The sequence below is a fragment of the Cellulosimicrobium sp. BMG9.23 genome, from assembly GCF_059159985.1.
Map to the genome: position 1 here is coordinate 117482 of NZ_JBZGBZ010000009.1, position 14618 is coordinate 132099.

The 14618-nt window shown below is 76.2% G+C and carries 10 protein-coding genes; 6 read left to right on the forward strand and 4 right to left on the reverse strand.

Annotated features, from left to right (window positions below; genetic code table 11):
• Window positions 1–1326, reverse strand: coding sequence for a sensor histidine kinase (locus AC4H2G_RS16765; protein ID WP_494366869.1), 1326 nt, complete (start codon window positions 1324–1326; stop codon window positions 1–3).
• Window positions 1327–1358: 32 nt separating this feature from the next.
• Entirely contained in the window at window positions 1359–2042 is a 684-nt protein-coding gene (locus AC4H2G_RS16770) for a response regulator transcription factor (RefSeq protein WP_251150375.1), read from the reverse strand.
• Window positions 2043–2146: 104 nt separating this feature from the next.
• Here AC4H2G_RS16770 and AC4H2G_RS16775 point away from each other — a divergent pair, with 104 nt between their 5' ends.
• Together AC4H2G_RS16775 and AC4H2G_RS16780 are read left to right on the forward strand one after the other, a co-directional pair.
• Window positions 2147–3631, forward strand: a complete 1485-nt coding sequence (locus AC4H2G_RS16775) for a sensor histidine kinase (protein WP_494366870.1) — start codon at window positions 2147–2149, stop codon at window positions 3629–3631.
• Window positions 3628–4353, forward strand: a complete 726-nt coding sequence (locus AC4H2G_RS16780; RefSeq protein WP_494366871.1) for a response regulator — start codon at window positions 3628–3630, stop codon at window positions 4351–4353. Before AC4H2G_RS16775 ends, AC4H2G_RS16780 begins: the two co-directional genes overlap by 4 nt.
• Before the next feature lie 130 nt (window positions 4354–4483).
• Here the strand turns inward: AC4H2G_RS16780 and AC4H2G_RS16785 are convergent, their stop codons facing one another.
• A complete protein-coding gene (locus AC4H2G_RS16785; RefSeq protein WP_494366872.1) occupies window positions 4484–5431 on the reverse strand; it encodes a PDDEXK family nuclease in 948 nt (315 codons plus the stop codon).
• 447 nt (window positions 5432–5878) lie between these two features.
• Between AC4H2G_RS16785 and AC4H2G_RS16790 the strand changes: the two genes are divergently transcribed.
• The 3 genes from AC4H2G_RS16790 (at window position 5879) to AC4H2G_RS16800 (ending at window position 13651) form a co-directional block, all read left to right on the forward strand.
• Entirely contained in the window at window positions 5879–6739 is an 861-nt protein-coding gene (locus AC4H2G_RS16790; RefSeq protein ID WP_494366873.1) for an ABC transporter ATP-binding protein, read from the forward strand.
• Window positions 6739–9291 (forward strand): ABC transporter permease, encoded by a 2553-nt coding sequence (locus tag AC4H2G_RS16795; protein ID WP_494366874.1) that lies wholly within the window; start codon window positions 6739–6741, stop codon window positions 9289–9291. The genes AC4H2G_RS16790 and AC4H2G_RS16795 overlap by 1 nt, the downstream gene beginning before the upstream one ends.
• Window positions 9292–9415: 124 nt before the next feature.
• Window positions 9416–13651 carry an FtsK/SpoIIIE domain-containing protein gene (locus AC4H2G_RS16800; RefSeq protein WP_494366875.1) on the forward strand — a complete coding sequence of 1412 codons (4236 nt, stop codon included), beginning with the start codon at window positions 9416–9418 and terminating at the stop codon, window positions 13649–13651.
• Between the two features lie 21 nt (window positions 13652–13672).
• Here AC4H2G_RS16800 and AC4H2G_RS16805 read toward each other — a convergent pair whose 3' ends face one another.
• Window positions 13673–14107, reverse strand: a complete 435-nt coding sequence (locus tag AC4H2G_RS16805; protein ID WP_494366876.1) for a hypothetical protein — start codon at window positions 14105–14107, stop codon at window positions 13673–13675.
• 221 nt (window positions 14108–14328) lie between these two features.
• On the opposite strand from AC4H2G_RS16805, the gene AC4H2G_RS16810 reads away from it, so the two are divergent.
• Window positions 14329–14577 carry a WhiB family transcriptional regulator gene (locus tag AC4H2G_RS16810; protein ID WP_021481972.1) on the forward strand — a complete coding sequence of 83 codons (249 nt, stop codon included), beginning with the start codon at window positions 14329–14331 and terminating at the stop codon, window positions 14575–14577.
• Window positions 14578–14618 lie beyond the last annotated feature (41 nt).

Genomic DNA, 14618 nt, shown 5'->3' on the forward strand with positions numbered 1-14618 from the left:
TCAGCGCCGGCGCCGGCGACGCCGTGACGGCACGGCGGTACCCGTCGGCAGCACGATGCGCGGGTCGAGCCGGCGCGGCACGCCGGCGAGGAACAGCGCGAAGACTGGCGGGCGGCGCTGGGCGAGCTCGAGCCGCCCGCCGTCCGACGCCGCGAGGTCGCGCGCGAGCGCGAGCCCGAGCCCGGTGCCGGCCCCGGACGTGACCTCGCGCTCGAAGATCCGCGGCGCGAGGTCGTCGGGGACGCCCGCGCCCTCGTCGGACACCTCGGTCACCACCGCCCCGCTCGTGCCGGACGGGCGGGCCCGCACCGTCGTCGTGCCGCCGCCGTGCTTGAGCGAGTTCTCGATGAGGGTCGCGAGTACCTGCGCGAGCGCCCCGGGTGTCGCGAGCACCTGGTAGTCGGGGGGCACGTCGACGACGAGCCGGCGTCCCGCCTTCTCGAACGTCGGGACCCACTCCTCCTCCTGCTGGTGGACGACCTCGAGGAGGTTGACGGCCTCGGTCGTGCCGCCCTGGGCCTGGCGCGACGACTGCAGCAGGTCGTCGACGACGCCGACGAGCCGCTCGACCTGCTCGAGCGAGATCCTCGCCTCTTCCTGCACGGCGGGGTCGTCGGACGCGAGAGAGATCTCCTCGAGGCGCATGCTCAGCGCGGTCAGCGGCGTCCGGAGCTGGTGCGAGGCGTCGGCGGCGAACTGCCGTTCGGCCGCGAGGCGCCCGGCGAGCCGGTCGGAGCTGCGGGCGAGCTCCGCCGCGACGAGGTCGATCTCCTCGACCCCGGAGGGTTCGAGCCGCGGGCGCACCTGTCCCGAGCCGAGCTGCTCCGCGGAGGCCGCGAGGTAGACGAGCGGCGCGGAGAGCCGGTTCGCCTGCCAGACGGCCATGACGATCCCTGCGGCGAACGCCACGACGGCCGCGGCGACGACCAGGATCACGATCTGGGCGGCACGCCAGTAGGCCTCCCAGTAGGAGATCTCGACGACGACCAGCGCACCGGACTCCGACGTCGTGGCCGTGCGGATCGCACGACCCGTCACCTCCTCGCCGGCGCGCAGGAGGGTCCCGTCGGGAAGCTGGACGTAGACGGACGCCGGGATGTCGTTGCCGACACCCTGCACGGCCTCCTCGATCGTGACGTCGGGGATCTCCTCGCCCGCGCCGACGCGCCGGTCGACCCGGGTGGCGAGGCGGTCGGCCCGTGCCTGCACGTCGTCGGCCTCGCCCTGCAGGACGAACTGCGCGCCGAAGAACGCGAGAGGGAAGCCGAGCAGGATGACGGCGACGGCGACCGCCGCCACCGTGGCCTGCAGCATCCGGCGCCGCACGCTGCTCCTTGCCCTCCTCGATCCGGTGCGGGTCAGCTCTCGCCGGTCTCGAAGCGGAAACCGAGCCCGCGGACCGTCGAGATGTAGCGGGGCGAGTTGGCGTCGTCGCCGAGCTTGCGCCGCAGCCAGGACACGTGCATGTCGAGCGTCTTGGTCGAGCCGACGGGCTCGGAACCCCACACGTCGCGCATGAGCGCGTCGCGCACGACGACCGAGCCGGCGTTCGCGACGAGCACCCGCAGCAGCTCGAACTCCTTCGTCGTCAGGTGCAGCTCGCGCTCGCCCTGGAACGCCCGGTGCGCAGAGACGTCGACCCGCACGTCCTGCGCGCCGAGCTCCTCCTCGTCGCCCGTCTCGCCGTGGCTGCGGCGCAGCAGCGCCCGCACGCGCGCGAGCAGCTCGGCGAGCCGGAACGGCTTCGTCACGTAGTCGTCCGCGCCGGCGTCGAGGCCGACGACGAGGTCCACCTCGTCGGCCCGCGCGGTGAGCACCAGGACGGGAGTGCTGAGACCCTTGTGCCGGATCTCGCGTGCGACGTCGAGCCCGTCCATGTCCGGCAGGCCGAGGTCGAGCACCACGATGTCCGCGCCGCTCGCGGAGTCGATCGCTCCTTGACCAGTTCCTTGGACGACGACGTTGTAACCCTCACGTGTGAGCGCACGCGCCAAAGGTTCGGCAATCGCCGGGTCGTCCTCCGCTAGCAGTACGTGGGTCATTCGCTCATGCTAGGGCATCAGTACGACTTCGGTCCCCTCGTGACGCGGCTCCTGTCCGACCGTGGTCGGACGTCACACCGACGCCCCCTGCCTAGGCTGGTCGCATGGGATGGTACGCACGGCTCGGGCAGTGGAACGAGGAGCACCGCTTCGGGGTCGACCTCACCCTCACGCTGCTCGTCGCGGTCGTCTTCATCCCGTCCTCCGCCGCCTTCGCGCCGAACGCCGGGGCCGTCGGGGCGTCCCTCAGCGGTGGATGGGGTGCCGTCTGGGCCACCCTGCTCCTCGCGCCGCTGCCCTGGCGACGCGTGCGCCCGGTCGCGTCGGCCGTCGCGGTGTTCGCCGTGGCGCTGCTGCACCTGCTCGCCGGCTACCTCCTCCTGCTCCCCGCGGACTTCGCCGTGCTCGTCGCCCTGTACTCCGTGACGGTCTACGGGCCGCGCTGGGCCCACCGCACGGCGATCGCCTCGGCGCTCGTGGGCGCGGTCGCCCTCGGTCTGGCTCTCGGGCTGCGCTCGGGCAGCCTCGTGGATCTCGCGACCATGGTCTTCTTCACGTCCGCCTTCGGCGGCATGACGTTCCTCGTCGTGTGGGCGTTCGGACTCGTGCGCCGCTCGCGACGCGAGACCATCGCCGCGCTCGTCGACCGGGCGGAGCGGCTCGAGGTCGAGCGCGACCAGCAGGCACGGATCGCCACCTCCGCGGAGCGGGCGCGCATCGCGCGCGAGATGCACGACATCGTGGCGCACTCCCTGTCCGTGATCATCGCCCAGGCCGACGGCGGCCGGTACGCCGCGGCCTCCGACCCGGCTGCCGCCCAGCGCGCGCTGACGACCGTCTCCGAGACGGGTCGGGCCGCGCTCGCCGACATGCGCCGACTGCTCGGCGTGCTGCGGACCGAGGCGCCGCGCCCGGCCGGCGCCCCCGTCGCCGGGCCGGGCGCGCTCCCGACCCTGGACGCGACTCCGTCCGGCGGGACGCCGCCCGCGGCCGTCCCGACCCTCGAGACGACGCCGCAGCCGGACACCGCCGACCTCGAGACCCTCGTCGCGCAGGTGCGCGACAGCGGCCTGCGCGTGTCCCTCGTCCGCGTCGGCCAGGCGCGACCACTACCCCCGGGCGCCGGTCTGACGGTCTACCGCGTGTGCCAGGAGGCACTGACGAACGTCCTCAAGCACGCCGGGCCCGACCCGACCGTCACGGTCGTCGTGCGCTGGGACGCGACGACGCTCGATCTCCGGGTCGAGGACGACGGCCGTGGTGCGGCCGCCGAGACCCTGAGCGCCTCACCCGGGCGTGCGGGCGGCTACGGCCTGCTCGGCATGCGCGAGCGCGCCGCGCTCTTCGGCGGGAGCGTGACGGTCGGCCCGCGGCCCGGCGGCGGCTTCCGCGTCCACCTGACCCTCCCCGTGCCCCCCGTACCCCGCTCGGCCCCCGGCTCCGCGCCGTCGGGCACGACGCCGTTCCCCGGGCCGCGGCTCCCTCCTCCTGCGCCGACCACGCCCACCGGGCCGACCACACCGGCCATGCCGACCGCGACCGGTCCGGCGAGCACACGGCCCACCCCCACGACCGACAGGACACCATGACCGACGCCGCCCTCCTCCCGTCCGACGAGCCCGCGGGCGCGCCCGTGCGCGTCGCCCTCGTCGACGACCAGCAGCTCGTGCGCGCCGGGTTCCGCATGGTCATCGACTCCCAGCCCGACCTCGAGGTCACGGTCGAGGCGGGCGACGGGCTGCAGGCGCTGCGGCTGCTCGCCGACCATCCGGTCGACGTCGTGCTCATGGACGTGCGCATGCCGCACCTCGACGGCCTGCAGACCACTGCCCGGCTCACCGCGACGGCGGCCGAGGGCGCGCACGTCCCCCGCGTCATCGTCCTGACGACGTTCGACCTCGACGAGTACGTCCTCGAGGCGATCCGGACCGGTGCGAGCGGCTTCCTGCTCAAGGACGCCCCGCCGGAGGAGATGCTCGCGGCGATCCGCACCGTGCACCGGGGGGACGCCGTGATCGCGCCCTCCTCGACGCGGCGTCTCCTCGAGCACCTCGTCACGGCGCTGCCCGCCGAGCAGGCAGCGGACTCCCCCGCGCACGCGGCCGTGGCCGGCCTGACGGAGCGCGAACGTGAGGTGCTCCTGCTCATGGCGCGCGGCCGGTCGAACACGGAGATCGCGGCCGAACTCTTCGTCGCCGAGGCCACGGTCAAGACCCACGTCGGCCGGATCCTCGCCAAGCTCGGCGCGCGCGACCGGGTCCAGGCGGTCGTGACGGCGTACGAGACCGGGCTCGTCCGCCCCGGGGCCTGACGCCGCCCGCGCCTGTCAGCGATCCGAGGGCCCCGCGACCGGCCCGGTGCTGACAGGTCCCGGCGCGATCCGGTGGTCAGCACTCCACCGGTCCCCGCGTCGGTGGGCTGCTGACGACCTCACGAGCTCGCTACGCCGCGAGCGCGAGCCGTGCGAGGTGGTGCCGGACGATCGCGAGCACGCGCTCGGGCTCGCGTCGCGCGGCCATCGCCGGGAGGCGCAGACGGACCGTGCGCGCGTCGCCGCCGAGCTCGGCGTCGCGCAACAGGTCGTCGTACCAGCGTCGGCGGTCGAGGTGCCCGACGCCGTCGATCTCCACGACGAGCCGCCGCCCACCGGGCAGCCTCCACTCGACGTCGAGGAACCGCCACCGGCCGCTCGCGTCGCGCCTGCGCGACTGGCGGACCGGCTCGGGCAGCCCTGCCCGACGGCACAGCCGTGCGAAGTCGATCTCGGCGAGCGAGTCCGCCCCGCCCGCGACGTCGCCCAGCGCGTGCCGCATCGTCCGTCGGTGCCGCACCGCGCCCACCTCGTCGAGCTTCTCGAGCAACGCGCCGGGCGTCGCGAGGCGCTGCTGCACGACGGCCGCCATCAGTCCCGCGGCGGTCCGCCACGACGGCTGCCACGCCGCGGCGTCGACCGCCGCCCGCTCGACGACGTGGACGGGCAGACCGTCGAGGTCGCCGACGTCGGCTGTCGCCGGCCGCCGCGACTCGTGCACGACGAGCCACGGCGCGCGGTCCGCCCGCTGACCCCGCGCGATCACGAGATGGACAGGTGCCCGGTCCCATCCCGTCAGGCCGCGCAGCGCCAGGGCGGTCCACGCACCGATCGCCGCGTGCGGTGGCGCACCGAGCACGGCGGCCCACAGCCGGGCCTCAGGGACGAGAGGGCCTCGGTGCAGCACGAGCACGTCGCGGCTGACGCGTCGCCACCTGCGGGCACGCTCCTGGTGGGCGATCTCGTCGCACGTCACGCCGAGAAGCGTCAGCTGCGCCCGCGCCACCACCCCGTGCTGCCGGGCGGCGATCCCGCGCAACCCGGTGACGTCGTCGAGAAAGCTCGCTCGTCCGCTCATGGGCGCGATCGTGCCCGTGCTCGACGTTCCCGCTCGCGCCCCGCTGGCGGCCCTGTGGAGAGGAAGGTCGCCGACCTCTCCTGTGGACGGCGCCGGTCCGCGAGATCCCGCCCACCTGCCGGTCACCCCACGGCGACGCGAGCGCCGTCGAGCGGGCGCCGTCGGGCACCGGGCCTGTCAGCACTTCGCAGGCCCAGAGACCTGCTCGGCGCTGACAGCGGGCTGGCCCGCGAACCTGTCAGCCGCCCACGGGTCTGCGTACCCCCTGAGCGCTGACAACCGCGGGGCGTCGCGTACGACCACGGGATGACAGCCCGCTCCCCAGGTCCCGACCGACGCCGGACGCGCCGTCGGCGGGCCGGTCCGTAGCGTCGAGGACGGTCCCGGGTGACGCCCGGGCGCACCTTCCTCGAGACACCCGCACCGAGACTGACACCAGGAGACGACGTGGACACGACCGTGTACCGACCCGCCGAGCCCGCACCCGAGGGCGGCCCCGGAGCGAGGGCGGCCGGCCCCGCGGTGCGCGCCCGCGCGCTGCGCAAGACCTACGGCACGGGCGAGGCCGTCGTGCGTGCGCTCGACGGCGTCGACGTCGACTTCGAGCGCGGACACTTCACCGCGATCATGGGACCCTCCGGTTCCGGCAAGTCGACGCTCATGCACCTGCTCGCGGGGCTCGACACCGCGACGGACGGGCACGCGTTCATCGGTGACACCGACGTGACGCGCCTCAACGACAACGCGCTCACGCAGCTGCGCCGCGACCGCGTCGGGTTCGTGTTCCAGTCGTTCAACCTCCTGCCGATGTTCACGGCGGAGCAGAACATCACGCTCCCGGTCGAGCTCGCGGGCGGCACGGTGGACCGCGCCTGGTTCGACACGCTCGTGCAGACCCTCGGCCTCCAGGCGCGTCTCACGCACCGGCCGAGCGAGCTCTCGGGCGGCCAGCAGCAGCGCGTCGCGATCGCCCGCGCGCTCATCGCCGCGCCCGAGGTCGTGTTCGCCGACGAGCCGACGGGCAACCTCGACTCCCGCTCCGGCGCGGAGGTGCTGAGCTTCCTGCGCCGCAGCGTCCGCGAGCTCGGCCGCACGATCATCATGGTCACGCACGACCCGGCGGCCGCCGCCTACGCGGACCGGGTCGTGCTCATCGCCGACGGCCGCATCGCGGGCGACATCGCCGACCCGACGCCCGAGTCGGTGCTCGCCGGCCTCGACGCGCTGCGCACGCTCGAGGTCTCCGGACCGGACGAGCGCGGCGACGTCACGGCAGCCGGTGCGGCCGCAGGGACGGTGCGCGCCTGATGCTCCGCCTGACCCTGGCGCAGATGCGCCGCAGCCTGGGCCGCCTCACCGCGGCCGGCGTCGCGATCGTCATCGGGACGGCGTTCGTCACGGCGACGCTCATCGCGGGCGACGTCATCACCCGGACCACGAACGACTCGATCGCGGCGCAGTTCGCGGACGCCGACCTCGTCGTGTCCGCACCGTCCGACCTCTCCGCCAGCGACGTCGACGCGATCGCCGACGTCGAGGGCGTCGACGCGGTCGACCCCGTCCAGCTCACCTACCTCGACCTCTCGCACGGGTCGAAGCGCGTCTTCCAGATGGGTGTCCCGACGCCGTCGGACCCGCGCTTCCAGGCGCTGGAGGTCGTCGAGGGCTCGCTCCCGAGCGCGGCCGGACAGCTCGCGCTGCCGGAGAGCGTGGCGGAACGCCTCGACGTCGGGGTGGGCGACACCGTCACGAGCCTGCGCAACGTGTGGGACGACACCGCGACCGAGGGCAACGAGTTCTCGGAGGTCCGCGACGAGCTGACGGTCGTCGGCACGACGGACGACCCGTACGGCGCCTACGCGCAGATGGGTGGCGCGGCGGTCGTGTCGGCCGACGACCTGTCCGCGTGGGAGGAGGCGCAGCGGACCCCGGACGACCCCGGCGGCACGTACTCCGCCGCGATGGTCGGGCTCGCGCCCGGCGCGGACCTCGAGGCGACCCGTTCCGCCCTCGTCGCGCAGGGACCCGACGGGGCGCAGGCCGTCACGCCGGACGAGCACGCGCAGGACACCGCGCGCACCATGACGGGCGACCGCGACGTGTTCACGTTCGTCATCCTCGGCTTCGCCGCGGTCGCGCTGATCGTCGCCGCCCTCGTCATCGCGAACACGTTCCAGGTCCTCGTCGCGCAGCGCACACGCACGCTCGCGCTGCTGCGCGCCGTCGGCGCGAACAAGGCGCAGCTCGCGCGCTCGGTGCTCTCGGAGGCGACGATCCTCGGCGTCGCGTCGTCCGTGGGCGGCGTCCTGCTCGGCGCCCTGCTCACGCAGGTCGCGCTGCTCGTCGCACGGGGTGCCGACCTCGGCGTGCCCATCCCCGCGACCATCGCCGTGACCCCGGTGGTCGTGCTCGTGCCGCTCCTCGTGGGCACGCTCGTCACGCTCGTCGCGTCGCTGGCCCCGGCCCGCGCGGCGACCCGCGTCGCGCCGCTCGAGGCGCTGCGGCCGGCCGACGCGCCGACCGTGCGCGGCGGCGGACGGGTGCGCCTCGTGCTCGCGGCCCTGCTCACGCTCGGCGGCGCGGCGCTCCTCGCGGGCGGGATCGTGCTGGGCGCCGAGAGCCCCGAGGCGGGGATCCTCGTCGGTGTCGTGGGCGGCGCGCTGTCGTTCGTCGGCGTGCTCGTCGGCGCCGTGTTCTGGCTCCCGAAGGTCGTCGCGCTCGTCGGGCGGCTGCTCGCGGGCACCGGGTCGACGGCGCGCCTCGCCGCCGCGAACACGCTGCGCAACCCGCGGCGCACCACGGCGACCAGCACCGCGCTGCTCATCGGCGTCACGCTCGTCGCGATGATGTCCACGGGGGCCGCGAGCGCCCGCTCGAGCCTCGACTCCGCCCTCGACGACCAGTACCCCGTGGACGTGATGGTCGCGGCCGACAGCTACGGGTCGACGGGCGAGCCCGTGCCCGACACGGTCGTGCGGGCGGTGTCCGAGGTCGACGGCGTCGCGCGCGTCGTGGAGCTCACCGGGACCGAGGTCACGCTGCCCGACGGCGGGTACGCCTCGGTGCACGGGGTGGAGCCCGCGCAGGCGCTCGACGTCGTCCGGTCGCCGGAGGCGCTCGAGGGGTTCGGCGACGGCACGGTCATGGTCCCGGAGCTGGACGCCGAGTCGTACGGCGTCACCGACGGCGACGAGCTCACGCTCACCGGTCCGGACGGCGAGACGGTCGAGCTCACGGTCCACCTCGGCGCGGTCGGCGACCGGTGGCTCGTGACCACGGCCGACGCCCTGGCCGTCGACCCGTCGGCCGTGGTCTCGCGGCTGTGGGTCGGCCTGGACTCGCCGGACGACGCGATGCAGGTGGTGCCCGCGATCCAGGACGCGATCGTCGGCACGGACGCTCCCGTGGAGGTGATCGGTGTCGCCGTCGAGCGCGCCACGATGCAGCAGGTCATCGACACGATCCTCGCGGTGATCGTCGGGCTGCTCGCCGTGGCGGTCGTCATCGCGCTCATCGGCGTGGCGAACACGCTCTCGCTGTCCGTCATCGAACGGCGCCGCGAGTCCGCGACGCTGCGCGCCATCGGGCTCAGCCGCTCGCAGCTGCGCTGGATGCTGGCGCTCGAGGGCATGCTCATCGCGGGCGTCGGCGCGCTGCTCGGGATCGTGCTCGGCGTGCTCTACGGCTGGGCGGGGTCGGCGACCGCGCTGAGCATCATGGGCGACGTTTCGCTCACGGTGCCGTGGCGGGACATCGCGCTCGTCCTCGTCGTGGCGCTCGTCGCGGGTCTCGTGGCGTCCGTGGTCCCCGGCCGGACGGCGGCCCGCACGTCGCCGGTCGCGGCGCTCGCGGTGGACTGACGCGCGACGGACGTCCCGGTCCGTGACCGGGACGGGAGGTCCGGCGGACGCCCCAGCGGACGGTTGTCCACAGGGGCGTCCGTCGTCCCGGCACGGGAGGCGTCCGACGCGGCAGGATCGGCACGTGTCCGCCCCGACCGCTCCCGCCCTCCCGCAGCCCGCTCCTGCCCGGACCGCTCTCCCGGCTCCCCGGGCGGCGGGCGCCGCGGTGCGCGTGACGCTGCGGCCGGGCACGGACGTGCTGCTCGACGTCGGCGTCCGCCTCGGCGACGCGCGGCAGGCCCTCGCCGACCTGACGTGCCGGCCGGAGCTCCTCACCGCACCGCTGCGCGTCGACGGCGTCCGCGTCGACGACGACCAGAGGTGCGGCACCCGACCCCTGCTGCCGGGCGCCACGCTCGCGACGGACGACGCGCGCCAGGGCGCAGCGCGCCCGCGAGCCGTCGACGTCCTCGCCGCGCCGTGGCACGTCGCCGTGCTGAGCGGGCCTCGTGCCGGCCGGCTGGTGCCGGTCACCGTCCCGGCCGGGACGGGCCCGCGGGCCGGGGCGCGGACGCGGGACGGCGTCGTCGCGGTCGACGTGCTCGAGGTGTGGTCGACCCGGGGCCGGCGGGGACCCGCGGTGCGGGTCCGGGGCCCGCGGGGCGCGTTCCGGGTGCGGGCCGCCGACCCGGACCGGGCCGCCGCCGTCGTCACCGGACCGTCGCGACGCCGGGGCCGGCGGCTGTCCCCCCGACGCGCGACGCGCTGGCGCGAGGGGCACGTCGTCGTGCACGGGTCGGCGACCTATGCGCTGCGCCCTCGCCCGCGCCTCGCGCACGCGCCCCGGGTGCTCTCGCCGGACGTGGGCACCGCGGCGTCCGGCGCCCCCGAGGCACCGCGGCGGTGGGCCACGCACCTCACGACGGCGCTCACCCCGGCCGTGGCGTCCGTCGCCCTCGCGGTGACGTTCCGCCAGCCGCTTTACGCGCTGCTCGCCCTCGTCGGTCCGCTCGCCCTGCTGCTGCCGGCGCTCCTGGACGCCCGACGCCGTCGCACGGCCGGGCGCGCCGCGACCGGCGGACCGGGGTCGGGTCCCGGTGGCGCGCCGGGCCGTGGGTCGGGTGGCGCGCGAACTGCGGCCGCGGGCGGAGCGGCGGCGGGTCCTCGACCCCCCGACCCCCTGCAGCCCCGCCCTGCCGACGTGCTCACCTGGGCGGCGGTCGCCCACCTCGCCCCCGACAACGCCGTGCAGTGCGCTCCCGACCGTGCCGTCGTCGGTGCCGGCACACCTGCGGGCCGACCGGTCGACCCGCCTCCGGGCGCACTCACCGGATCGGCCCCGGCGGCCGCCCCGGACGACGGGCTCGGCGTCCGGCTCCCGGACGGCTGCATCGCGGTGGTCGGCCCGCGGGCCGCGGCCCTCGGGGCAGCGCGCGCCGTGCTCGCCGAGCTGCTCACCTCCGGGACCGCGCTGACGGTCCGGCACGCCGTCGGTGCGGCGTCCGACTGGTCCTGGTGCCGGTGGCTGCCGCGGAGCATGCTCGTGCGGAGCCTCGACGACGCCGCGCCCGCTGCGGCGAGCCTGCTCGTCGTCGACGGCGACCTCGCCCCCGGCGAGCTGGCCGCCGCGTGGGAACGGCTCGGCCCGGCAGGGTCCCGCCTGGTCCTCGTCGTGCACGACGTGCGGGCGGTGCCCGCGTGGTGCCGCACCGTCCTGGCGGTCGGGGACGACGCCGCCGTGCTCACCGCCGCGGACGGTGTCGGCACCGTGGCCCCGTACGTCGGCGTGGACGTCCCGTGGGCCCAGGAGCTCGCCCGCCACCTCGCGGCGGCCGAGCACCTCGACCGGCTCCGCCCACCCGGGGCCGCGACGGCGCTCGACGGCTGCGACCCCGCCGCGTCGACCCTCCCCGACGACGTCTCCCTCGGAGCTCTCCTCGGTGCGCCGGCGGCGCCGGGTCCGGACGGCGCGGCGACCGTCGCGTGGGTCGCCGACCGCTGGCGCCACGCCGCGACGCGCGACGGCCGGGGCCTGCCCGTCCCGCTCGGCGTCGGGCCGGGCGGGACGCCGGTGGTCGTCGACCTCGTCACCGACGGTCCGCACGTGCTCGTGGCAGGCACGACGGGGGCGGGCAAGTCCGAGCTCCTCCAGTCCCTGGTCGCGGGCCTCGCGCTCGGACGATCGCCGGCCGAGCTGACGTTCGCGCTCGTCGACTTCAAGGGCGGCGCGAGCTTCGGCGAGTGCGGCAGGCTGCCGCACGTCGTCGGTCAGGTGACCGACCTCGACGCCGGTCTCGCCGGGCGCGCGCTCGCGGGGCTGCGCGCCGAGCTCCGCCGCCGGGAGCACGTCCTCGCCGCGGCGCGCGCCGCGAGCATCGACGACCTCGCCGCGGGCACCCTCCCCCGGCTGGTCGTCGTCATCGACGAGTTCCGCGCGCTCGCCGACGAGCTGCCCGACTTCCTCCCGGGTCTCCTGCGCCTCGCCGCCCAGGGCCGCTCGCTCGGCGTCCACCTCGTGCTCGCGACGCAGCGCCCCGCGGGCGCGGTGAGCGCCGACGTGCGCGCCAACATCACGCTGCGGCTCGCGCTGCGCGTCGTCGACGTCGCGGACTCGCGCGACGTCGTCGAGTCGCCGCACGCGGCGCTGATCCCCGCCGGGACCCCGGGCCGGCTCGTGCTGCGTCGCGGCGCCGCCCCGCCCGTCGCGCTGCAGTGCGCCCGGGCCGGGGCACCGGTCCCGGCGCCGACGGACGGGGTCCGCGCCGCTCCGGGCTGGGGCGCGACGACGCTCCCGGGCGACGACTCCCGCGCGCGCGACGGGGCCGAGGCCACCCCGTCGCCGGACACGCTCGCACAGCTCGTCGACGCGGCCCGGACCGTCGCCGCCGGTGCGGGGATCACGACGCCCAGCCCGCCCTGGCTGCCCGCGCTGCCGGAACACGTCCGCGCGCGGGACCTCGACGCCCTGCGGGACCGGCGCGGGGCGGACGCGCGCGCCACGCTGCCCCTCGCCCTCGGCGACGACCCCGACCACCAGCGCCGCGTCGTCGTCCGGTGGGACCCGCGCGACGGTCATCTCGCCGTCCTCGGACGCGCGCGCTCCGGACGCACCACGACCCTGGTCGCCCTCGCGCACACCGCCCTCGCGCGGGGCTGGCACGTCCACGCGATCGGTGCGCGGCTCGGGGCGATCGCGGCGCACCCCGCGGCCGGGACCGTCGTCGACCGCTCCGACGCGCGGCGCGTCGCGCGCCTCCTCCGGCTCCTCGCCGGGCACGACGACGGACAGGTCCGGCCGGCCGGGGCGTCCGGCACGACGCCGACGCTCGTCCTCGTCGACGACGTCGAGGCGGTCCGCACGACGCTCTCGGCGCTCGCGGGCGGCGCGGGGGCCGACCTGCTCGCCGAGGCGCTCACGGACTCCGGTGCGGCCTTCGCGGTCGCCGGCTCCGGACCGACCGTCGCCGGTCTGGCCGCGCACGTCGGGGTCCGCGCGGTCCTGTCGTCGCGCGACCGTCACGACGACGTGTCCCTCGGCGTGCCCGCCCCTCTGGCGGGGAGGGGCGGACCTCCTGGCCGGGCGGTGTGGGTCGGGCCGGGGGAACCCCTCGTCTGCCAGGTCGTCCTCCCGGACGGGACCACCCCGGGAGCGGGCGGGTCGGGTCCGGCGCCCCTGCGCCTCGCCGCACTTCCGGCCGCGGTCCGTGACAGCGCTCTGCACGTCGACGCCCGTCCCGGCGACCGAGGGCTGCCCGGCGAGGTGACCGTCGGGATCGGTGGCGACGACGCGGCCGTCCTCGCGCTCGACACGTGCCGCGGCGCGCTGGTCGTCGGTCCGCCCGGCAGCGGGCGCACGACCACGCTCGCGCTGCTCGCCCGGCACGCGCAGGCCACGGGCGTGCTGCGCGGGGTGCTCGCGCGCGACACGTCGCTGCAGGACCTGGCGGGGCCGGGCGTCGCGGTCGCGGGACGCTTCTCGCCGGCCGAGGTCGGGCGCGTCCTCGATGCGGTCGCCGCGTCGGGCCGGACGTCAGGAGATGCCGGGGCTCCCGTCCTGGTCGTCGACGACCTCGACCAGCTCGCCCAGCTGTGCGTGCTCGAGGCGGACCGCGTCGCGGCGCTGTGCCGCGACGACGTGCGCCTCGTGGCGTCCGCGGCCACCGGGTCGGCCGTCATGGCGATGCGCGGCCCGCTCGCCGAGCTGCGCGCACGGCGCTCGGGGATCGTGCTCGCACCCGCGGAGCGCGGGAGCGGCGAGGTCTTCGGTCACGACCTGTCGTGGCTCACCGACCCGGGCCGCCCGCGACCGGGGCGCGGCGTGCTCGTCGAGGGTGCGCGGCTCGCACCGGTGCAGGTCGCGCTCCCGGACGGAGCGTGACGACGGCGCGGCCCGCCGGGCTCAGGCGGCCGGGCGGGCGTCGCGCGTCGTCGCCTCGACGACCGGCCGGAGCATGAGCAGCAGGAAGACGACCACGGCGAGCACCAGGGCCGCCGCGACCCACGCCGTCGCCCCCGACTGGAACGAGCTGATCGCGACGACGACCTGGAGGATCTGCCAGGTCGCGACCGGGGAGCGCGCCCAGCGGCGGCCCTGCAGCAGGCCCCGGACGCACAGGACGAGGAGGGTCGCGACACCGAGGGCGAACACCACGAGGAACAGGCTCACGCCGACCGACCGCGAGCCACCGGCGAGGAGCTCGACGAGCACGACCGCCCCGCCCGCGGCGAGAGCGAGGGCCTCGACGAGGACGCCGACGACGAGGGCGACGAGGGCTGCCGGGCGCTCCCCGGGGCCGGTCTCCGGACGGGCTTGCGGGGCGGGTCGAGGGGGCACGATCACCCAGCGTACGCCGCGACCTGCACCTTCACTTCCGTGTGACGCACACCTCACGATTCATCCGGAGGAAACTTCCTCGTAACCCCTTGTGCTCCTCTTCACGAGGTGTGAACCTGGTTCAAGCATCAATTACCCCCCGCTCGGAACCTGGCCTTGCGGCGCCCACCGCGCAGCGTCATCACCTGCGTCCAGGTTCCCCCCGTACCAAGGAGACCACCATGGACTGGCGCCACCGCGCAGCCTGCCTGGACGAAGACCCCGAGCTGTTCTTCCCGATCGGCAACACGGGCCCGGCCCTGCTGCAGATCGAGGAGGCGAAGGCCGTGTGCCGTCGCTGCGACGTCGTCGACACGTGCCTCAAGTGGGCGATCGAGTCGGGTCAGGACGCCGGCGTCTGGGGCGGCCTGTCCGAGGACGAGCGTCGCGCGCTCAAGCGCCGCACCGCCCGCGCCCGCCGCGCCGGCTGACGCACCCTCGCCGCGCCCCGCAGCACCTCCACGAAGGGCCG

What these genes read in the sequence shown, in the direction of transcription:
- AC4H2G_RS16785 (WP_494366872.1), bottom strand. Translation starts at nt 5,431, where the DNA reads ATGAGCGGACGAGCGAGCTTTCTCGACGACGTCACCGGGTTGCGCGGG.
- AC4H2G_RS16795 (WP_494366874.1), top strand. Translation starts at nt 6,739, where the DNA reads ATGCTCCGCCTGACCCTGGCGCAGATGCGCCGCAGCCTGGGCCGCCTC.
- AC4H2G_RS16775 (WP_494366870.1), top strand. Translation starts at nt 2,147, where the DNA reads ATGGGATGGTACGCACGGCTCGGGCAGTGGAACGAGGAGCACCGCTTC.
- AC4H2G_RS16780 (WP_494366871.1), top strand. Translation starts at nt 3,628, where the DNA reads ATGACCGACGCCGCCCTCCTCCCGTCCGACGAGCCCGCGGGCGCGCCC.
- AC4H2G_RS16810 (WP_021481972.1), top strand. Translation starts at nt 14,329, where the DNA reads ATGGACTGGCGCCACCGCGCAGCCTGCCTGGACGAAGACCCCGAGCTG.
- AC4H2G_RS16770 (WP_251150375.1), bottom strand. Translation starts at nt 2,042, where the DNA reads ATGACCCACGTACTGCTAGCGGAGGACGACCCGGCGATTGCCGAACCT.